Source organism: Bounagaea algeriensis (assembly GCF_054491375.1).
In genome coordinates this window covers 2,422,118-2,441,318 of record NZ_CM137102.1, presented here as the reverse complement: position 1 = coordinate 2,441,318, position 19,201 = coordinate 2,422,118, and the positions used below count along the sequence as shown (strand labels likewise).

Below are 19,201 nucleotides of genomic sequence, written 5' to 3'. Positions count from 1 at the left end.
GCGGCACGCACGAAAGGAAGCAGACTGCATGAGTGATCTTCTCGCCGCGGGCGACCACTTCGTGTCCCCGGAGGTGTTCCTCGGCGCGATCGAACGGCAGCTCGGCCCGCAGGCCCCGCACGGCCGCGAGCTGCGGCTTCCCTGGCCGGTCGAACCGTTCGGGCCGGTCGGGAACGTGTCCGAGGCCAGCGGCACCGAACAGCAGCTGCTCGGCGCGCTGGACGACGTGGAGCTCGTCGCGACCCAGATGGCGCCCTTCACCGCGGAAGTGCTGCGGGCGTGCCCGCAGCTGAAGTTCATCGGGGTCTGCCGCGGCGGTCCCGTGAACGTCGACCTGGACACCGCCACCGAACGCGGCGTGCTCGTCAGCTACGCCCCCGGGCGCAACGCGGCCGCCGCCGCCGAGTTCGCGGTCGGGATGATCCTCGCCGGGTTGCGGCACATCCCGCGCTCCGACGCCGAGCTCAAGGCCGGCAACTGGCGCGGTGACTACTACGCCTACGACAACGCGGGCAGCGAACTGGCGGGCAGCACGGTCGGCCTGGTCGGCTACGGTGCGATCGGGCGGATCGTGGCGCGGGCGCTGCGCGCCTTCGACGCCGAAGTCCTCGTGCACGACCCGTTCGTCCGCGCCGAGGACGCGGCCGCCGACGGCGTGCTGGCGGTCGGCCTGGAAGCATTGCTGCGCCGCAGCTCCGTGGTGAGCCTGCACGCGCGGCTGACCCCGGAGACCGAGCACCTGCTCAACGCGGACAACCTCAAGCTGCTCCCGGAAGGCGCTGTGCTGGTCAACTCCGCGCGGGGCGGGTTGCTCGACTACGCGCCGCTGCCGGAGATGCTGCGGTCCGGGCACCTGCGGGCGCTGGCCGTGGACGTCTACGACATCGAACCGCCGCCGCGCGAGTGGCCGCTGTTCGACGCGCCCAACGTGATCACCACCCCCCACCTCGCCGGGGCGACGCGGCAGACGGCGCACCGCGCCGCCGAGATCGTCGCCGCCGACGTGGCACGATTCGTGCAGGGGCAGCGGCCGCGGTTCGCGGCCAACCCCGAGGTCTTCGAGCGGATCGGAAACGAGCGGGCATGATCATCGGAGTCGACGTGGGAACGTCGGTGACGAAGGCGTCCCTGCTGGGCAGGGACGGCTACGCGCGGGTGGCGCGCAGCGTGCGCAGCACGGTGCACCGGTTGCCCGGCGGTCGTGTCGAGCAGGACCTCGACGAGGTCGTGCGGGCGGTCGTCGACGTCGTGCGCGAGGTGGGCGCCGCGGCGGCCGAAGCCGGCGAAACCGTGGAGGCGCTGGCCCTGACCGGCCAGGGCGACGGCCTGTGGCTGCGCGACCGCGCCGGCGGGGCGGTCGGGCCGGCGATCTCGTGGATGGACGGTCGCGCCGCCGGCGTGCTCGACCGCTGGTACGAGTCCGGCGTCATCCAGCAGGTGTTCGCCCGGACCGGTTCGGGCATGTTCCCCGGATCCCACGGCCCGCTGCTGGCGCACCTGGCCGAGACCGAACCGCAGCGGCTCGACCGCGCGGCAGTGGCCGGCTACTGCGTGGACGCGATCGTGCAGCGGTTCACCGGAGCCATCACGGTCGACCCCTCGGACGCGTCGATGCCGTTCCTCGACACGACCGCGCGCACCTACTCGGAGCAGGCCCTGGCCGCGTGCGGGCTCGAGCAGTACGGCCACCTGCTCGCCGAGCCCGCACCCGCCGGCACGTTGTTCGCGCTCAACAGCGAGACCGCGCGGCTGCTCGACCTGCCGGCGGGGCTGCCCGTCTCGGCCGGACCGTTCGACTTGCCCGCCTGCGCGTTCGGTTCCGGGATCAGCGATTTCGGCGACGGAACACTGGTCATCGGCACCACGCTCGGCTGCCAGGTGCTGCGCGAGGAGGTCGTCATCGATCCGCGCGGTGAACCGGCCGGCATGTACCTGGCGACACCGTGGCCCGAGCAGTACCTGCGGGTGATGCCCGCGATGGTGGGCACGGCCAACATCGACTGGGTGCTGCGCATGGTGAACTCCACCGTGGACCGCTTGGACGAGATGCTGGCGGCGAGTTCCCCCGGAGCCGGCGGGGTGTCGGCCCTGTCGTTCCTGTCGACCTCCGGTGAGCGCGCGCCCTTCGTGGAACCGCACGCCCGCGGGCAGTTCACCGGTCTGTCGCTGGACACGACACCGGCCGATCTCGTGCGGGCCATCTGCGAAGCCGTGGCCTACGCCGCGCGGCACAACCTGGAATCCGCCGGTCTGCACGGCACCGTCTCCGCCTGCGGCGGAGGGGCGCGGTCGAGCGGCTGGAGCCAGATCTTCGCCGACGTGCTGGGGCAGTCGCTGCACGTGCCGGACGAGGAGGGCGTCGGGGCGCGCGGAGCGGCGCTGACCGCGTGGGAGGCCCTCGGCGAGCCGATCGACCGGCAGGAGTGGGCGGCGGCGCGGCACGTGGTCGCGCCGAATCCGGAGGCCGCCGAGTTCTACGAGCGGGGCTACCGCGAGTACCTGGCGAGCCTGCAGCGCGCTCGTCCGCTGTGGCAGGCCGCCGCACCCAGCATGTGCTTGGAAACTCCCGTGTAGCAGGAGGTTTCCCGAACATTCCAGGACCGACAACGATCCGGGGCGCCCGCTTTCCGACCGCGCGGGCGCATTCGGCTGGCGAAGGAGAACGCGAATGACTCGCCTGTACGACGATCCCTCGTCGTTCGCAGAGGACATGACCGCCGGTTTCGTCGCTGCGAACCCCCACTACGTGCGCCAGGTCCCCGGCGGTGTGGTGCGCGCGCAGCGCGGCCGCCGGGGCAAGGTCGCCGTGGTCACCGGCGGCGGATCCGGCCACTACCCGGCGTTCTGCGGCGTGGTCGGCCCCGGCTTCGCCGACGGCGCGGTGATCGGCAACATCTTCACCGCGCCCTCGGCCGAGGACGCCTACTCGGTCGGCCGGACGGTCGACAGCGGCGGCGGCGTCATCTTCTCCTTCGGCAACTACGCCGGGGACAACATGAACTTCGGCCTGGCCGCGGAACGGCTCGGCCGGGCCGGCATCCGCGCGGAGAGCCTCGTCGTCACCGACGACGTCGCCAGCGCACCCGCCGGTGAGTCCGAACGGCGCCGCGGCGTGGTCGGCGACTTCGTCGTGTTCAAGATCGCCTCGGCGGCCGCCGAGGAGGGCTACTCCTTCGACGAGGTCATGCGCGCTGGCAGGCACGCCAACGCCCGCACCCGCAGTCTCGGCGTGGCCTTCGACGGGTGCACCCTGCCGGGGCAGGACTCGCCGCTGTTCGAGGTCCCCGACGGGCGCATGGGGCTCGGCCTGGGCATCCACGGTGAACCGGGGGTGTCCGAAACCGACATGCCCTCGGCCGCGGAGCTGGCGAAGATCCTCGTCGACGGGGTGCTCGAGGAAGCACCGGTGCCCGCCGACGGCAGTCGCCCGCGAGTGGCGGCGATCCTCAACGGTCTCGGCGCGACGAAGTACGAGGAGCTGTTCATCGTGTGGCGCACGGTCGCGCAGCTGCTCGACGAAGCCGGGATCGAGGTGGTCGCCCCCGAGGTCGGCGAGCTCGTGACGAGCCTGGACATGGCGGGGTGCTCGCTCACGCTCACCTGGCTCGACGAGGAGCTGGAACGCCTGTGGCACGCGCCGGTGGACACCCCGGCCTACCGCAAGGGCAGCATCGCGCCGGCCGCGCAGGAGGCCCCGGACGAGCTCGATGCTCCGGAGACCGCCGAGACCGCCGCACCGACCCCTGCGGCCGGTCCGGACGGCCGGCGCACCGCGCAGCAGGCGACACGCGCGCTGCGCGGTGCGGCCGAGGAGCTCGACCGGGAAGCCGAGCGGCTCGGTGAACTCGACGCGATCGCCGGGGACGGCGACCACGGCCGCGGCATGGCGCGGGGCAGCGCCGCCGCGGCGGAAGCCGCGGAGGAGGCAGCCGAGCGGGGAGTCGGCCCGGCCGCCGTGCTCACGGCCGCGGGCGACGCGTGGGCAGGACGCGCCGGCGGCACGTCCGGAGCTCTGTGGGGCGCGGCCCTGGCGGCCTTCGGCGAGAACCTCCCGGACGACCGCGCGGTCACCGCGGCCGACCTGGGCGCGGCGGCCGAAGCGGCCGCGAACGCGGTGCGCCGGCTGGGGCGGGCCGAGCGGGGGGACAAGACCCTGCTCGACGCCCTCCTGCCGTTCGCCGAAGCGCTGCGTCCGGACGACTCCACCGCGGATCCGTGCGCGCTGTGGCGCGACGCGGCGGAGACCGCCGAGCGGGCGGCCGAAGCCACCGCGGAGCTGGAGCCGAAGACCGGGCGGGCCCGCCCGCTGGCCGAGCGCAGCCGCGGAACACCGGATCCAGGTGCCACCTCGCTGGCGATGGTGGTGACCCGCGTGGGCGCGGTGCTGCGCGAATCCGACCCGGTGACGTGAATGGTGAGCTCGAAGGAAAGGTGCGAAGTGATGAGTGCTGGAACGTGGCGCATCGTCGTCGGCTCCGACGACGCGGGCATGGACTACAAGGACACGCTGCGCGAGGACCTGCGTGCCGACCCGCGCGTCGCCGAAGTCACCGACGTGGGCGTCGGATCGGACGAGCACACGGCGTACCCGCACGTGGCGGTGCACGCCGCGCGCATGGTGGCCGAGGGCGAGGCGGACCGCGCGCTGCTCGTCTGCGGCACGGGCATGGGCGTGGCCATCAGCGCGAACAAGGTCCCCGGAATCCGCGCGGTGACCGCCCACGACAGCTACTCCGTGGAGCGCGCCGTGCTGAGCAACGACGCGCAGGTGCTGTGCTTCGGACAGCGGGTGATCGGCCGGGAACTGGCGCGTAAGCTCGCCGCGGAATGGCTGGAGCACCGCTTCGACGAGACGTCGCCCTCGGCGAGCAAGGTCGCCGCGATCAGCGCCTACGAAGCGGAATCGCACCCCGCGTGAGGTCGAGGAGGATCAGGTGTCGGGCAGCTCCGGTTGGAGTGAGCAGCGCGCGGAGGTCATCGCGATCTGCCGCCGGATGGCCGCGGACGGGCTCGTGGTGGGCACGTCCGGCAACGTCTCCGTCCGGTGCGGCGATCTCGTCGCGGTGACTCCCTCCGGTGTGGACTACGACGAACTCGCCGTCGAGGACATCCCGCTCGTCGACTTCGACGGCGACGTGGTCGACGGACGGATGAAACCCACCTCGGAGCTGCCCATGCACCTCGCCGCGCACGCGCGGCACGAGGCCGAGGCCGTGGTGCACACGCACTCGTTGTACGCCACGGCGCTGTCGCTCGTGCGGGACGAGGTTCCCGCGGTGCACTACCAGCTCGCCGAGTTCGGCGGGACCGTGCGGGTGGCCGACTACGCCACTTACGGTTCGGCCGAACTGGCCGATTCGATGTCGCGCGCGCTGACCGGTGCGTCCGGCTGCATCCTGCGCAACCACGGCACGGTCACCCTCGGGCCCACGCTGCGCAGCGCCTACAACCGCGCTCGCCAGCTGGAGTGGCTCTGCCAGGTGTGGCTCACCGCCAGCCAGGTCGGCGAACCGCAGTTGCTCGGTTCGGACGAGATCGCCCGGGTGGCCCAGCGCTTGAGCACGTACGGCCAGCGCTGAGCCGTCGGCCGCGTCCGGTGCTGTCCGGTGTCACACCGGGCAGCGCGCGGCGGCGGGCAGTTTCTCCTGGGAGTCGTTCGGCCACTGGGCCGGTTCGGGGCCGAGCTCCGCGAGCTGCGGAACCTGCTGCACGCACCACGGGGACACCGCGGCGCGGCCGGCGAGCACGTCGGCGGTGAACTCCTTCCAGTCCACCCAGCGCGCCTCGGCGACCTCGTCGGAGTTCGGTTGCGGGTCGGCGTGGGCACGAGCCACGTACACCGGGCAGACCTCGTTTTCCACGATGCCGTTGTCCATCACCGCACGGTAGCGGAATCCGCTGAGCACGACGCTCGGAGTGGACACGGCAAGGCCCAGTTCGTCGTTGAGGCGGCGTTCGATCGCTTCCGGGACGGGCTCCGCGGGCGAGGGGTGGCCGCAGCAGCTGTTGGTCCACACGCCGGGCCAGGTGAGTTTGTGGTGCGCCCGTTGGGTGAGCAGGAATTCGCCGCGCTCGTTGAACACGTAGCAGGAGAAGGCGAGGTGCAATGGCGTGTCCTGGTGGTGGACGGTCGCCTTGTCCGCGACGCCGATGGCGGCTCCGGCGTCATCGAGCAAAACCACCTGTTCCACGAAATTCCCTCCTCGCCTCGGAGCCGTTCGGCTGCTTGGTCCGCGCGGTGTGCGCAGTGGGCGCAAGGATAGCGTTTCGCCAGTGGCCGGGTACAGCACGTGGCGGGCCGCGGTGCGTCCGAAGAGGTGAGTGCCGGCACAGCGCGGCCGCGCGGGCGCAGCTGCCGATCGCCACCGGCAGCTGCGCCCGCGCGGCCGCGCTCGTTCGGTGTTCCTCGTTACACCAGGATGCCGGCGATCGCCGCGCTGAGGAGATTCGCCAGCGTTCCGCCGAGGATCGCGCGGATCCCGAACTGGGCGATCCAACTGCGCCGTTTGGGCACGAGCCCGCCGAGACCGCCGAGCAGGATGCCCAGCGAGCCGATGTTGGCGAACCCGGTGAGGGCGAAGGTGATGATCGTGGCGCTCTTCTCGCTGAACTGGCCGATCTGCGGGCCGAAGTCGGCGAACGCGACGAACTCGTTGAGCACGAGTTTCTGGCCGAGGAAGCCGCCCGCGGCGATCGCCTCGTCCCACGGCACGCCGATCGCGCTCATCACCGGTGCGAAGACGTAGCCGAGGATCTGCTCCAGGGTGATGTCCGGTGCGCCGAACCACCCGCCGACACCACCGAGGATGAGGTTCACCAGCGCCACGAGCGAGACGAACACGAACAGCATCGCGCCGACGTTCAGCGCCAGCCGCAGCCCGTCGAGGGCGCCGCCCGCGGCCGCGTCGATGACGTTGCGCGGTTTCTGCCCGTCCCCGGTGTCCTCGTCGGGCTGTGCCGCGTTCTGCCCGGAGTCCCGCGATGCGTCGTCCGGTTCGGACTCGGACATGCCGTCGTCCTCGCCGTCGGATCCGCCCTGCGCTCCGGTGGCGCCGCTGTCCTCCTGCTTTTCGAGCACGAGGTCGCTGCGCGGCCTTTCCGTCTCCGGCATGATGATCTTGGCCATGAGCAGCCCGGCCGGTGCGGCCATGAAGCTGGCTGCGATGAGGTGCTCCAGGCTCGCACCGAGCAGGGCGTAGCCCACCATCACCGTTCCCGCCACAGTGGACAGGCCGCCGACCATCACGGCGAAGAACTCCGACCGCGTCATCCGGGCCAGGAACGGGCGGATGACCAAGGGGGCCTCGGTCTGTCCGAGGAAGATGTTCGCGGTGGCGTTGAGCGATTCCGCGCGCGTCGTTGCGAGCACCTTCTGCAGCCCGCCGCCGATGATGCGCACGATCCACTGCAGGATGTTCCAGTGGTACAGGATCGCGCTCAGCGATGCGACGAAGATGATGACGGGGAGCACTTGGAAGGCCACGACCGTCTCATCGGGGTCTTCGGGCATGACCGGTCCGAACAGGAAGTCGATGCCTTCTTCGGTGGAGTTGATGACTTGGCGGAAGCCGTCGGCCACGGCCGCGAGCGCCCGCCTGCCCACGTCCCAGCGAAGCACGATGACGGCGAAGATGATCTGAATGGCCAGCGCGCCCAGAACCGTGCGCGGCCGGATTGCGCGTCTGTTGGTGGACAATGCGACCGCGAGCAGCAGCACCAGGAGAATGCCGCCGATTCCCCACAGGACTTGCACGGGATTCCGCCCTCCCTCTTCTGTGGATTCCCGCCCGGTACCGGGTATGAGCAGTTCGACCACGGGATGCTGACATCTCGCACCGCACAGCACCACATCGGGAGGGCGGAACGCGCGCACTGCCGGCTGGATGACGCGCGCGAGAGCGCGAACGTTACCGATTCGTTTCTGAAACGAGGCTGACTGCCCGCTCGTCCGCGCGTCTCGCGTTGATTCCGGCCCGCCTCGTTTCGGAAGCGGTGAAACGGCGGTTGTGGACTCGGGGCAATTCTTCCCGGTGCTGCTGCCGCGCCGCGCGGGCCGGCAGGACCGGTCAGCCGGTGCGGTGTCTTCCGGTCACCCGGCCGGGGTCCGCCAGCCGGGTGGAGCGTGCGGCGAATTCCCGCCAGGGGAGCCGTCGTGCCGTGAATGTCGGGTTGACTCGCGGCCGTGATCATCCGCGGTGATCGCGGACGGGCGAGGACGAAAGGACACGACGTGCGGTACAAGTCGCGGTGGTTCCGCTCATTGGCCTGCGGGTTCGCCGTCGCTCTGGGAGTCGCCGGCAGCACCGGGGCGGCGGCAGCGGAGCCGGTGGCGCAACCGGCGGTGGAGCCGGCGATGCATTACGCGGCCCTCGGGGACTCCTACGCTTCCGGAGTGGGCACGGGCGAGTACGACCCGGGCAGCGGCGACTGCAAGCGCGGGCCGCTGGCCTATCCGGCGCTCTGGGCGCAGCAGCACGACCCGGCCGAGTTCGACTTCGTCGCCTGCGGCGGCGCGACCACCGAGGACGTCACCGGCGCGCAACTGTCCGCGCTGGACGCGGCGACGGACCTGGTCACGGTCTCCGCCGGCGGAAACGACATCGGCTTCGCCGGGACCGTCACGGCGTGCCTGCTTGGCACCGAGGAAATCTGCGACGAACGGGTGGCCGAGGGTGAGCAGCGGGCCCGCGGCGAGCTGCCCGCGGCGCTCGACGAAACCTACCGGGCCATCGCCGAGGCCGCACCGAACGCGCAGGTTCTCGTCCTCGGCTATCCGCGACTGACCGAACCGGGCGCGTGCCCCGTCCCCGGCTTCACCGAGCACAAGCGCGAGCGCCTCAACGCGGGCGCCGACGTGCTCAGCGACGTCATCGAACAGGCCGCGCAGCGGGCCGGTTTCGACTACCTCGACGTCCGCTCCGCGTTCGACGGCCACGGCGTGTGCGGGGAGCAGGAGTGGATCAACGGCCCGGACGTGGTGGTCAGCGAGTCGTTCCACCCCAACAGCACCGGTCACGAGAGCGGCTACCTGCCCGTGCTCGACGCGGCGGTCGAATGACCGGTCCGCGTCGGCGACCGTGCCGTTCACGGCCCGGGGGAGGAGCGGGAGGCGGCACCGTCGCCTTCGTGCGGGTGCACCGCGCGGGCTTCGGCCACGAACGCGTCGATGCGGCGCGCGTGGGCGCCGCGCCAGTACACCTGCCCGCACGCCGGGCAGCGTGCGAACACGTCGTAGCAGCGCCGCGTCCCGGCCGGCAGCTGCTCGGAAACCTCCTTTTTGGACACCGGTGCGAGTCGTCCGTTGCACGCGGTGCAGCGCGTCCACGGGGCCAGCGGTGGTGCGAACCGGGTGAGCACGTCCCGCGCCTGCTCGTCCGGGTGCCTGGGGTAGACGTACGCCCCGGCCGGCACGGAGCGGCGGCACAGCAGCCGCCGGTCCTGGGTGAGCACCACCCGGTGCTCGGTGCGGGAACGCGCGATGAGGTCGTCGTCGGCGGCGTCGTTGCGGTAGGCCGCGTCGATGCCGAGCAGTCGCAGCCGCCGCGCCAGACGCCCCAGGTGCACGTCCAGCACGAAGCGTTCGGCCGTGGTGGACGGGCGCGGTACCGGCAGCAGTTCCACCCGGCAACCGGGTGCGGCCCGGTGGTCGGGCTCCGCCCGCGACCCCTCCACCCGGATGCCGCCGAGCTCGGTCGCCGGAATCCCCACCGACTCGGCCAGGTGCGCGATGGTGGCCGTGCCGTCGCTGGGCACCACCACGCGCCCGGCGCGGCGGCGTGCGGGCAGGAACAGCTGCAGCCCGGGATCGACGCACAGCACCACGTTCGCGGTCACCACACCGGACATGGTGGTCGACCGCGCCCGCGCTGTCGCTGCGGGTCGGGGCGGCGCAACGCCGAATGCGCGGTGCTGAATGCCCGGTGGAATGTCCGGTGCTGAAGTGCGACGTCGTGCGCTCTGCCCAGGGGATCGGATGGTAGGATTCGGCATCGCTCCGTTCGGAGGGGCGAGCACGCGGTACCGCGGAAGCGGCAGGCACAACAGACTACGGACGAGCCGCGCCGCCCAGGCGCCAGAGGGCGGGCGCGGCTGACCGGGTGACCGGAAGGGAGAGGCGAGCGCATCGCCTCGGTCACCCGCGAGAAGAGCCCGCTGACCCGGTCGGTCAGCGGGTTTTTTCCACGCCGCACGTGCTGCTCCCCGCCCGGTCGCCGCGCCCGCGCGTTGCTCCGACCGGGTCCATCGCGTCCCGCGCGGCGATCTGCGATCTTGGTCGCGGGCGCGGGCCGGCGCCGAGCGGGCGAACGGAGGTATTTCGAGCACGTGCGCGGGACCGACTACTACGAGCTGCTCGGGTTGTCCCCGGAAGCGAGCGCGGCCGAGATCAAATCCGCGTACCGTTCGCTGGCGCGCACCATGCACCCGGACGCCGGCGGGACCGAGAGCACCTTCCGGTTGCTGCGCGAGGCCTACGACACCTTGCGCGATCCGGCCAGCCGCGCCCGCTACGACCGGAGCCGCACCGGTGGGTCGCCGCAGACCCCGGAACCGCGCCGCTCCGGCGCGTCGTCCTCGGCCGGCACGTTCCCGCGCGGTGCCCGCTGGAAGCGGACGGCCTTCGGCGAGGACCCGCACTACGAACCGCGGTTGCCCGGTCTCGGTCCGGAGGACCTGCCCTGGTGGAACCGGGTCGATCCGCGCGACCGGATCCGACTGGTGCCCGCGTCCGGGCCGGACCGCGCCGCGGTGTTGGCGATGTCCGCCGCCTGGGTCCTGCTGCTGCTCACCGGTTCGGCCGTGCGGTTGGGCGGCGTGCTGCTGGCCTCGTGGCTGTCGCTGGTGATCACCTCGACGGCGGCGGTGGTGCTGATGCTGCGGCGGTACCTCCGCGCGCGGCGCGGGGAGCGGGAGTTCCACACCCGATTGGGTGGCCAGCGGATCTTCGGAGATCCGGACCAGCGCGACCGGCGCGTCCAGGTGCTCACGGCGCACCTGTGCAAGCGGTACTTCACCCGGATGCCGGGTGCGCGCATCTTCCACGGGCTCGCCTGGCCGGGGTCGGTGTTCGCGGACGTGCCGCACGCGGTGCTGTGCGGCCGCCGTCTGGTGCTCGTCGAGCCGAAGAGCTGGTTGCCCGGCCGTTACGGGATCGACGCGGACGGGGCGGTGTGGCGCAACGGCCACCGGTTCCGCGGGGGCGCGACGACGCTCGCCGACGGGGTGGCCGCCTTCGCCGAGCTGCTGCCCGATGTCCAGGTGCGGGGTGTCGCGCTGCTGTACCCGAACCGCGAGGGCGAGATCTCCGCGGGCGAGGACGGATCCGGGAGCGTGGAACTGATGACGCCGGCGCGGTTCGTCCGCGACATCGGCGGCTGGTTGGCCGCCGAGTCGGCGGCGGTGGACCGGGATGCGGTGGTGGCGGTGCTCGACCGGGTGGTCACGCGGTGATCACATCGAGTCCCGCGCCGCAGCCCGGCAGGTCGCGGGCGGGATGATGTGACCGTCGAACGCGAAGCGAGGAGGTCGATGGTGACCGAAGGCAGCCAGTCGCAGCAGAACGTCAGCTTCCCCAGCAACGGGGGCACCGCGCACGGGTATCTCGCCGAACCGGAGACGTCCGGGCCCGGTGTGCTCGTCATCCAGGAGTGGTGGGGACTGACCGAGCACATCGTCGACATCACCGACCGCCTCGCGCACGAGGGGTTCGTGGCGCTGGCCCCGGACCTCTACGGCGGGCACACCACGCACGACCCGTCCGAAGCCGCGAACATGATGCAGGAACTGCCGGTCGAACAGGCCACGCGGGACCTGGCGGGCGCGGTGGACCACTTGGTGCAGCACCCGCGGGTGACCTCCGCCGACGTCGGCGTGGTCGGGTTCTGCATGGGGGGCAAGTTCGCCATCGTGCTGGCCGCGCAGCAGGGCGATCGCATCGGGGCCGCCGTGCCCTTCTACGGGCTGCCTGCGGTGGCGCAGACCGACTTCTCCGGGCTGACCGCGTCGATGCTGTGCCACTTCGGCGAGCACGACCGCACGATCAGCCGGGAGGCGATCGCCGAGCTGCGCGAGCACGTGGAGCGCGACTCGCCGGTACGTCCGCAGATTCACCTGTATCCGGCCGGGCACGCCTTCTGCAACGACCGCAATCCCGCGAGTTACCACGCGGATTCGGCACGGCTGGCCTGGCAGCGCACCGTGCGGTTCCTGCGCGCGGAGCTCGGCGGATCTTGAGCTTTGCGCAGGCCTGCGCCGCGGTGTCCGCGCCGGATCGGCCGGTGCGGTGTGCGGCGCGGCGGTGGTGCCGGCCAGCAGTTGGTCGTTCCCGGCAGCGCCGAGCTCTGCGGAGCGGCGCTCAGGGCGTGTCGAGCACGACCACCGAGTTGTGCCCGCCCATGCCGATCGCGGACTTGACCGTCGTGCCCGGCTGCGCCGCGGTCGGTCCGGCCAGCAGGCGCGGGTGCCCGGGCGCGACGGGGCGCGGAGCCGGCAGGACGCCGCAGTCGTGCCCGAGGGCGGTCGCCGCGACCTCGACGGCGGAGGCCGCTCCCTGGCAGTGCCCCACGAGCGGCTTCACGGAGTACAGCTCGGCGTTCGGCAGGAGCTCGTCGGCAATGGCGGCTTCGGTGCGGTCGCACTGCGCCGTCCCGGGGCCGTGGGCGTTGAGGTAACGCACCCGGGACGGATCGGTCCCGGCGTTGTCCAGTGCTTCGGTGAAGCATCGGGTGATCTCGCCACCGCTCGGGTCGATCGAGGTCACGTGGTGCGCGTCGTGGGTCATGGCCCCGCCGCGGACGTGCAGGTACGGGTTCGTCGCCCGCTGCGACAGCACCATGCCGACGGAGGCCTCGCCCATGACGAAGCCCCGGCTTTCCTCCTGGAACGGGCGGCAGGCCTGCAGCGGTTCGGTGTCGGTGACGGCCACGCCCAGTCGCCGGAAGTGCGCGACGTTCTCCGGGGTGATCGACAGGTCGCTGGCGATGAGCAGCACGTCGTCGACGAGGCCGGCGTCGAGCCAGGCCTTGGCGGTGAGCAGGCCCGCGTTGCCCGAGGCGCACATGGCTCCGACGTTCATCGCCGGGCCGTGGAAGTCGAACTCCTGCATCAGCGTGGACACCGGCGTCGACGGCATGAGCGAGAGGTAGTCGCGCACCGGCAGGTGGCCGTTGTCCGTGAGGTAGAAGTCCCTCCACAGGTCCACCTCGCCGAGCACGACCGCGTGCAGCAGGCCGACGGTGCCCCTCGGTTGCCAACCGCGGGTGCGCGCGTCGTGGATGGCTTCGCGGGCGGCGGCGCGCATGGCCCGTTGGAAGCGGCCGCGGCCGTCAGCCGGGGAGCCGCCGTCGGGGACTGTCGCGGCCCAGACGTCGCCGTGCGTTCCCGCGTCGAGGTCGGGGTGCGGGCAGGCCGCGGGTACTCCGCTGCGCAGCCCGTTCCAGAGCGGCGCCGTGCCCCAGCCGTAGCCGGTGACCGCGCCGATACCGGTGATGCCGCAGGGTTGCGTCGTCATCGGACGTTCACCTCCGTTGTCCGCTGCTCGTGGTGGAAGGCGGTGCGCGGCCGAGGGGAGGAGAGGGCAAGCGTGTTTTCGGCAGCGCACCGGAACGTTCGATCGTGGTTGTTGCGCCCGCTCTTTCATCCGACGGTGATGAGAGAATGCCGGGTGTGACTGCTAAATGTGTTCGCAGTCCCATAGATTAGGCACTTTTGGGTTAAGATCACACAAAACAGACATGCCTTCGAAGGTGCGTTGTGTTCGTAGTGTGTTCGTCGGAGCCGTGTCGCCGAACACCACCGCCCGGTGGCAGGCACCGAGTGCCAGTACCCTGGGTGAGGGGACTCGAATGGAGTAGGGGGCGTTGTTCCGGGAGTGATCACCGGTTCGCTCATTGGCCGGAGCGGTCGGAGGGACCATGCAGTCTGAGCCCCGGGATGCCGACTGGTTCCCGTCAGGTGGCGAGCCGGGCACGAACCCGGAAGGCCCGGGCACGAACCCGGAGGGCAATGTCGCGGATCGGGACTTCCTGGACCTGGCCCTCGCGCTCAACGACGCCGTCCTGTGGGTGTACAGCTTCTCCCGGGACGAGATGCGCTGGGTCTCCCCGGGGCTCGAGCAGTTGCTCGCCATTCCCGGCGCGACGACCGAACAGCAGCACGCCCGCCTGCGCGAACTCGCATCGCCGCTGATCGTGTCCGCGCGCACCGCACCCGTCTGGCGCGAGCTGGAACTGGAGCGGTCCTTCGAGAGCCCCGACGGGGGCGAACGCGCCGTGCGCTTCCGCGCCCGCCGCACCCGGCGCGACGACCGAGGTGGCGAGGAGGAACTGCGCGGCGTGGTCACCGACACCTCCGAGGCGCACCACGACCGCCGGGAACTCGCCGATCTCGCCGAGCGCTACCGGCTGCTCACCGAACTGACCCCGGTGGCGATCTGCGTGCACCAGGACGGTGTGATCACCTACGTCAACTCCGCGGCCGTGGACCTGGTCGAAGCCGATTCGGACGCGGACGTCCTGGAACGGCCCATCACCGAGTTCCTCGGCGCGGCCGCGGTGCCCGCGCTGCGCGAACGCATCGACGAGCTGGACACCCCGGGGGCGACCTCGCCACCGACGGAGGTCACCGTCAACCGCTTCGACGGCAACACCGTGCTCATCGAATCCGTCTCCGTGCGCATCATGTGGCGCGGTCGTCCGGCTTATCAGGTGATCCTGCGCGACATCACCGAACAGCGCGCCGCCGAGGACCAGCTGCGGTACCAGGCCGAGCACGACGAACTGACCGGCCTGCTCAACCGCACGGGCGTCAACGACGTCCTCGCCGAGCTCACCGGCGTGCAGCGCAGGCAAACCGCGCTGCTGTTCTGCGACATCGACAACTTCAAGCGGATCAACGACTCGCTCGGCCACGAAGCCGGCGATGAGCTGCTGACCACGCTGGCGCACCGGCTGGTGCAGGAGGTGCCGCCGGAGTGCAGCGTCGCGCGCATCTCCGGGGACGAGTTCCTCGTCGTCTGCCCCGGTGTCGGACCCGGCGAGGAACTCGACAGGGTGGCCACCCTCGTTTCGGAATCGCTGCGCACAGTGGTTCCGGTGCGCGAGGAGCTCGTCAGCGTCTCCGCCTCCACCGGCGCGGCGGTGTTCGAAGGGGGCATGACCGGCCAGGACCTGCTGCGCTACGCGGACATGGCCATGTTCCACGCCAAGAGCCGCGGGCCCGGGCGCGTATCGCTGGCCAACCCCGCGCTCATCTCCGCGGTGGAAGCGCAGGTGCACCTGGAAGGCCAGCTGCGGGAGGCGATGCGCACCGACCAGCTCGCGCTGTACTTCCAGCCGATCGTCGACACCGATGGCACCGTGGTGGAACTCGAGGCCCTGCTGCGGTGGCCGCACCCCGAGCGCGGGCTGCTCGCGCCGGACACGATCCTGCCGGTGGCCCAGCAGGCCGATCTGCTGCGCGAGCTCGACTGCTGGGTGCTGCGCACCGCGCTGACCGAAGCGGCCCAGTGGCCCGGCGACGGTGCCCGGCGACCGGCCGTGGCCGTCAACCTCGCACGGCTGCTGCCCACCGACCCGCACTTCTTCGAGGACGTCACCGCGATCATCGCCGGATCCGGGATCTCGCCCGAACGCGTCGTGCTGGAGATGGTCGAAACGGAACTGGTGGAGCTGACCACGGTGGCGCACCGCGCCATGGCGGAACTCGCCGAGCGAGGCGTGCGGTTCGCCATCGACGACTTCGGCACGGGGTACTCCTCGCTGGCCCGGCTCAAGGACATTCCCGCCCAAACCATCAAGCTCGACCGCCGCTTCGTGGCCAGCGTGGACGACGACACGGTCGACCACGCCATCGCACGCGCGGTCATCGACATCGCGGGCGTGCTCGAGCGCACCTGCGTGGCCGAAGGAGTGGAGACGACGAGCCAACTGCGCACGCTCGCCGAGCTCGGCGTCGACCTGTACCAGGGCTACCTGTTCTCGCGCCCGCTGCCGGCCGCGGAACTGCGCGCGGGGCTGCAACGCGAACGGTGACGGGCCCGGCAGGCGGCGGAGGAGCGCGCCGGGAGGTCGGCCGGCGGTGATCTTCCCCGCAGCGGCGGCAGGATGGTAGTCAAGCGGTAGTTCCGCGGCGCAGCCGCCCGGCGTCCCATCCCGACGTTCCACCCCGACGTCCTACTCCGACGTCCTACTCCGCCGGCCGCCCGACGCAGCAGGGAGCGCCATGACCACCTCGTCCGAGCAGGCCGGCACGGGACCGGCCGCGCACCGCACGCACGACGTGACCAACCAGCCCGCCCCGCGCGCCGACGTCAACGAGTACGCGCTGAACCGGGTGCTCGACGAGGCCGTGGAGCGCCACGACGCCGGCTGGGCGCGCGAACGGCTCACCGAGATCGGCGTGCTCGTCGGCACAGCCGCGTTCCGCCGCGACGCCGAACTGGCCCACGAACAACCGCCCGCGCTGCACACGCACGACCGGTGGGGGCACCGCGTCGACGAGGTCGAGTACCACCCGGGGTACCACCGCATCATCTCGGCCGCGGTCGCCCACGGCGCGCACACCGGCGCGTGGGAGCAGCCGGGTGCCGGGGCGAACGTGGCGCGTGCCGCCGCGTTCATGCTGTTCGCGCAGGTCGAGCCGGGACACGCCTGCCCGGTCACGATGACCAACGCCGCGGTGCCGTCGTTGCAGCTGCAACCCGAGGTCGCCGAGCAGTGGATGCCGCGCCTGCTGTCCCGCTCCTACGCGCCGGATCCGGGCGGTCCGCAGAAGACCTCGGCGCTGTTCGGCATGGCGATGACCGAGAAGCAGGGCGGTTCGGACGTGCGGGCGAACACCACCACCGCGGTGCCCGCCGGCGCCGGCGGGCCGGGCGCGGAGTACTTGCTCACCGGCCACAAGTGGTTCTGCTCGGCACCGATGTCGGACGCGTTCCTCGTCCTCGCCCAGGCGCGGGGCCGCGGTGGGGAAGGGCTCTCGTGCTTCCTGCTGCCGCGCGTGCTGCCCGACGGCACCCGCAACGCCTTCCGCATCCAGCGGCTCAAGGACAAGCTCGGCAACAAGTCCAACGCTTCGGCCGAGATCGAACTGGACGGCACGCTGGCCGTCCTGCTCGGAGAACCTGGCCGCGGGGTGCGCACCATCATCGAGATGGTCAACCGCACGCGCCTGGACTGCGTGCTCGGCAGCGCCGCGGGGATGCGCGAAGCGCTCGCCGAGGCGCTGTGGCACACCCGCCAGCGGGAGGCGTTCGGCCGCACCCTCGTCGACCAGCCCGCGATGCGCGCTGTGCTCGCCGACCTCGCCCTCGAATCGGAGGCGGCGACCGTCACGGGCCTGCGGTTGGCCCGTGCGCACGACGCGGACGCCGCCGAGACCGAACGCGGCTTCCGGCGCCTGGCCACCGCCGTGGCCAAGTACTGGGTCTGCAAGCGCGGACCGCAGCACGCCTACGAGGCGCTCGAATGCCTCGGCGGCAACGGCTACACCGAATCCTTCCCGCTGGCCCGCCGCTACCGCGAACAACCGGTCATGGCCGTGTGGGAGGGCTCCGGCAACGTCATCGCGCTCGACGTGCTGCGCGCGATGGCCCGCGAGCCCGCCGCGGTGGAGGCCTTCGAGCACGAGGTGAACCGCGCCCGCGGGTTCCACCCGCTGCTCGACGAGCACCTCGATCGGCTGCGGGCGCTGCTGCGCGAGGTGGGCGAGTCGGACACCGGCACCGCGCAGCTGCACGCGCGGCGCCTGGTCGAGACGATGGCGCTGGCGCTGCAAGGCTCGCTGCTGGCCCGCTGCAGCCCGAACGCCGTCAGCGAGGCGTTCCTCGCCTCCCGCCTCGGGCCGGAACGGGGAAGCGAGTACGGGGCGCTGCCCGGCGGGACCCGGTGCGCGGACATCCTCGCGCGGCATTGACCGCGCGGACCAGCGCCCGTCACGTGGAGCGGAGGGGGGAGTCGGTGGCGGTGCCGTGATCGCCCCGGAGGAAGGCGATGGTGGGTTCCCTTTCGAACGCTGCGAGTCAGCGCAGGCTGCTGTCCGATGGGAGCCATGCGGTACACGACTCTCGGCAGATCCGGCCTCGAGGTCTCACGCATCGCCTGCGGGACGTGGCAGTTCGGCGGTGAGCGGGGCTCGTTCGATGAGGATGCCGCCATCACCGCCGTTCAGCACGCCCGGGAGCTCGGCGTCACGCTGTTCGACACGGCGCGGGGCCCGGCGGAGCGGATCCTAGGGCGCGCCCTGCGGCACGAACTGGACCGCAACCGCGACGAGGTGGTCATCGTCGCCGAGGGCGGGACCGCCCCGGGAGGTGAACCTCCGCGCGGGGCGGGACGCGCCCGGTTGCGGCAGGACGTCGAGTCGAGCCTGCGCGCCCTGGCGGTCGAGCACATCGACCTGTACCAGGTGCACCGGTCCGATCCGGACGCGTCTCCGGAGGAAACCGCCGCGGCGCTCGGCGAAATGGTCGCGGAGGGCAAGATCCGCCACGCGGGGGTCTCCTGTCACGGTCCCGGCCAGCCGGATTCGGGGCGGACGGACACCGGGCAGCTGGGTACTGGGCAGCTGGACGCCGGGCAGCTGGATACCGGGCAGCTGGATACCGGGCAGCTGGACGCCGGGCAGCTGGCGGCCTTCGAGCGCGCACGTGCGGTGGAAACGTTGCAACTGCCGTACCACCTGTTCCGGCGGGGCTTCGAGGAGGCCGTGCTGCCCCGCGCCCGCGAGCGCGACATCGGCGTGCTCGCGGGCGATCCGCTGGCCAGTGGACTGCTCACGGGGCGGCTCGGCGAGGACACGATCTTCGACGAGGCCGATTGGCGCAAGCACTCCCCGGCGTTCGCCGGTGAGGCGCTCCGCCGCAACCTGGTGGTGGTGGACCGTCTCGGCGAGCTGGCCGAGCGCAGGGGGACCTCGCTCGGCCAGCTCGCGATCGCGTGGGTGCTCGCGCAGCCGGGGGTGCACGTCGCGCTCGTGGGGGCGCGCAACGCCCGCACCATCGCGGAGAGCACCTCCGCGACCGAGGTCGAGCTGGGTGCCGATGACCTCGGCGAGATCGATCGGATCGTCGCCGGCGCGGTGCCCATCGGGGACGCCGAGCCAGGAGGCGTGCCCTGAACCGGCCCGCGGCACGCGAAGGGCGGGCCCACCACGGGTGGGCCCGCCCTGGTCACCGCCGGGGTGTCACCGCCGGGGTGTCACCGCC

The 19,201-nt window shown here is 71.9% G+C and carries 15 protein-coding genes; 11 read left to right on the top strand and 4 right to left on the bottom strand.

All coding sequences use genetic code 11. The features are described from left to right. Positions 1 to 28: 28 nt before the first annotated feature. The 5 genes from ACVGV2_RS11030 (at position 29) to ACVGV2_RS11010 (ending at position 5,579) form a co-directional block, all read left to right on the top strand. Complete coding sequence (locus ACVGV2_RS11030; RefSeq protein WP_459162281.1) at positions 29 to 1,087, top strand: 2-hydroxyacid dehydrogenase; 1,059 nt, start codon at positions 29 to 31, stop codon at positions 1,085 to 1,087. Further along, on the top strand, positions 1,084 to 2,574 hold the full coding sequence (locus tag ACVGV2_RS11025) for an FGGY family carbohydrate kinase (protein ID WP_459162280.1): 1,491 nt from the start codon (positions 1,084 to 1,086) through the stop codon (positions 2,572 to 2,574). The genes ACVGV2_RS11030 and ACVGV2_RS11025 overlap by 4 nt, the downstream gene beginning before the upstream one ends. Positions 2,575 to 2,668: 94 nt before the next feature. After that, positions 2,669 to 4,411, top strand: a complete 1,743-nt coding sequence (locus ACVGV2_RS11020) for a dihydroxyacetone kinase family protein (protein ID WP_459162279.1) — start codon at positions 2,669 to 2,671, stop codon at positions 4,409 to 4,411. Between the two features lie 30 nt (positions 4,412 to 4,441). Next, complete coding sequence (locus tag ACVGV2_RS11015; protein WP_459162278.1) at positions 4,442 to 4,918, top strand: ribose-5-phosphate isomerase; 477 nt, start codon at positions 4,442 to 4,444, stop codon at positions 4,916 to 4,918. 16 nt (positions 4,919 to 4,934) lie between these two features. Continuing rightward, positions 4,935 to 5,579, top strand: coding sequence for a class II aldolase/adducin family protein (locus ACVGV2_RS11010; RefSeq protein ID WP_459162277.1), 645 nt, complete (start codon positions 4,935 to 4,937; stop codon positions 5,577 to 5,579). A 30-nt stretch (positions 5,580 to 5,609) separates the two neighbouring features. Here ACVGV2_RS11010 and idi read toward each other — a convergent pair whose 3' ends face one another. Beyond that, positions 5,610 to 6,191, bottom strand: a complete 582-nt coding sequence (gene idi / locus ACVGV2_RS11005; protein ID WP_459162276.1) for an isopentenyl-diphosphate Delta-isomerase — start codon at positions 6,189 to 6,191, stop codon at positions 5,610 to 5,612. 218 nt (positions 6,192 to 6,409) lie between these two features. Beyond that, complete coding sequence (locus ACVGV2_RS11000; protein ID WP_459162275.1) at positions 6,410 to 7,753, bottom strand: NupC/NupG family nucleoside CNT transporter; 1,344 nt, start codon at positions 7,751 to 7,753, stop codon at positions 6,410 to 6,412. Between the two features lie 477 nt (positions 7,754 to 8,230). Here ACVGV2_RS11000 and ACVGV2_RS10995 point away from each other — a divergent pair, with 477 nt between their 5' ends. Beyond that, entirely contained in the window at positions 8,231 to 9,058 is an 828-nt protein-coding gene (locus ACVGV2_RS10995; protein WP_459162274.1) for an SGNH/GDSL hydrolase family protein, read from the top strand. Positions 9,059 to 9,084: 26 nt separating this feature from the next. Here the strand turns inward: ACVGV2_RS10995 and ACVGV2_RS10990 are convergent, their stop codons facing one another. Beyond that, complete coding sequence (locus tag ACVGV2_RS10990; RefSeq protein ID WP_459162273.1) at positions 9,085 to 9,846, bottom strand: Mut7-C RNAse domain-containing protein; 762 nt, start codon at positions 9,844 to 9,846, stop codon at positions 9,085 to 9,087. Between the two features lie 477 nt (positions 9,847 to 10,323). Between ACVGV2_RS10990 and ACVGV2_RS10985 the strand changes: the two genes are divergently transcribed. Continuing rightward, positions 10,324 to 11,448 (top strand): J domain-containing protein, encoded by a 1,125-nt coding sequence (locus ACVGV2_RS10985; RefSeq protein WP_459162272.1) that lies wholly within the window; start codon positions 10,324 to 10,326, stop codon positions 11,446 to 11,448. A 78-nt stretch (positions 11,449 to 11,526) separates the two neighbouring features. Then, positions 11,527 to 12,231, top strand: a complete 705-nt coding sequence (locus ACVGV2_RS10980) for a dienelactone hydrolase family protein (protein ID WP_459162271.1) — start codon at positions 11,527 to 11,529, stop codon at positions 12,229 to 12,231. A gap of 121 nt (positions 12,232 to 12,352) precedes the next feature. Here ACVGV2_RS10980 and ACVGV2_RS10975 read toward each other — a convergent pair whose 3' ends face one another. After that, positions 12,353 to 13,507 (bottom strand): beta-ketoacyl synthase N-terminal-like domain-containing protein, encoded by a 1,155-nt coding sequence (locus ACVGV2_RS10975; RefSeq protein WP_459162270.1) that lies wholly within the window; start codon positions 13,505 to 13,507, stop codon positions 12,353 to 12,355. A 403-nt stretch (positions 13,508 to 13,910) separates the two neighbouring features. Between ACVGV2_RS10975 and ACVGV2_RS10970 the strand changes: the two genes are divergently transcribed. From ACVGV2_RS10970 to ACVGV2_RS10960, 3 genes are all read left to right on the top strand, one after another. Next, the gene (locus ACVGV2_RS10970) at positions 13,911 to 16,028 is read left to right on the top strand and encodes a putative bifunctional diguanylate cyclase/phosphodiesterase (RefSeq protein WP_459162269.1); all 2,118 of its coding nucleotides are present in this window, start codon (positions 13,911 to 13,913) and stop codon (positions 16,026 to 16,028) included. Between the two features lie 190 nt (positions 16,029 to 16,218). Continuing rightward, on the top strand, positions 16,219 to 17,910 hold the full coding sequence (locus tag ACVGV2_RS10965) for an acyl-CoA dehydrogenase family protein (protein ID WP_459162268.1): 1,692 nt from the start codon (positions 16,219 to 16,221) through the stop codon (positions 17,908 to 17,910). A gap of 135 nt (positions 17,911 to 18,045) precedes the next feature. Beyond that, positions 18,046 to 19,113 (top strand): aldo/keto reductase, encoded by a 1,068-nt coding sequence (locus tag ACVGV2_RS10960; RefSeq protein WP_459162267.1) that lies wholly within the window; start codon positions 18,046 to 18,048, stop codon positions 19,111 to 19,113. The last annotated feature ends 88 nt before the right edge of the window (positions 19,114 to 19,201 follow it).

Excerpts from the sequence above, each read along its gene's own strand:
- ACVGV2_RS11030 (WP_459162281.1), top strand. The coding sequence starts at position 29 with ATGAGTGATCTTCTCGCCGCGGGCGACCACTTCGTGTCCCCGGAGGTG.
- ACVGV2_RS11025 (WP_459162280.1), top strand. The coding sequence starts at position 1,084 with ATGATCATCGGAGTCGACGTGGGAACGTCGGTGACGAAGGCGTCCCTG.
- ACVGV2_RS11020 (WP_459162279.1), top strand. The coding sequence starts at position 2,669 with ATGACTCGCCTGTACGACGATCCCTCGTCGTTCGCAGAGGACATGACC.
- ACVGV2_RS11015 (WP_459162278.1), top strand. The coding sequence starts at position 4,442 with ATGAGTGCTGGAACGTGGCGCATCGTCGTCGGCTCCGACGACGCGGGC.
- ACVGV2_RS10990 (WP_459162273.1), bottom strand. The coding sequence starts at position 9,846 with ATGTCCGGTGTGGTGACCGCGAACGTGGTGCTGTGCGTCGATCCCGGG.
- ACVGV2_RS10980 (WP_459162271.1), top strand. The coding sequence starts at position 11,527 with ATGGTGACCGAAGGCAGCCAGTCGCAGCAGAACGTCAGCTTCCCCAGC.
- ACVGV2_RS10975 (WP_459162270.1), bottom strand. The coding sequence starts at position 13,507 with ATGACGACGCAACCCTGCGGCATCACCGGTATCGGCGCGGTCACCGGC.
- ACVGV2_RS10970 (WP_459162269.1), top strand. The coding sequence starts at position 13,911 with ATGCAGTCTGAGCCCCGGGATGCCGACTGGTTCCCGTCAGGTGGCGAG.
- ACVGV2_RS10965 (WP_459162268.1), top strand. The coding sequence starts at position 16,219 with ATGACCACCTCGTCCGAGCAGGCCGGCACGGGACCGGCCGCGCACCGC.
- ACVGV2_RS10960 (WP_459162267.1), top strand. The coding sequence starts at position 18,046 with ATGCGGTACACGACTCTCGGCAGATCCGGCCTCGAGGTCTCACGCATC.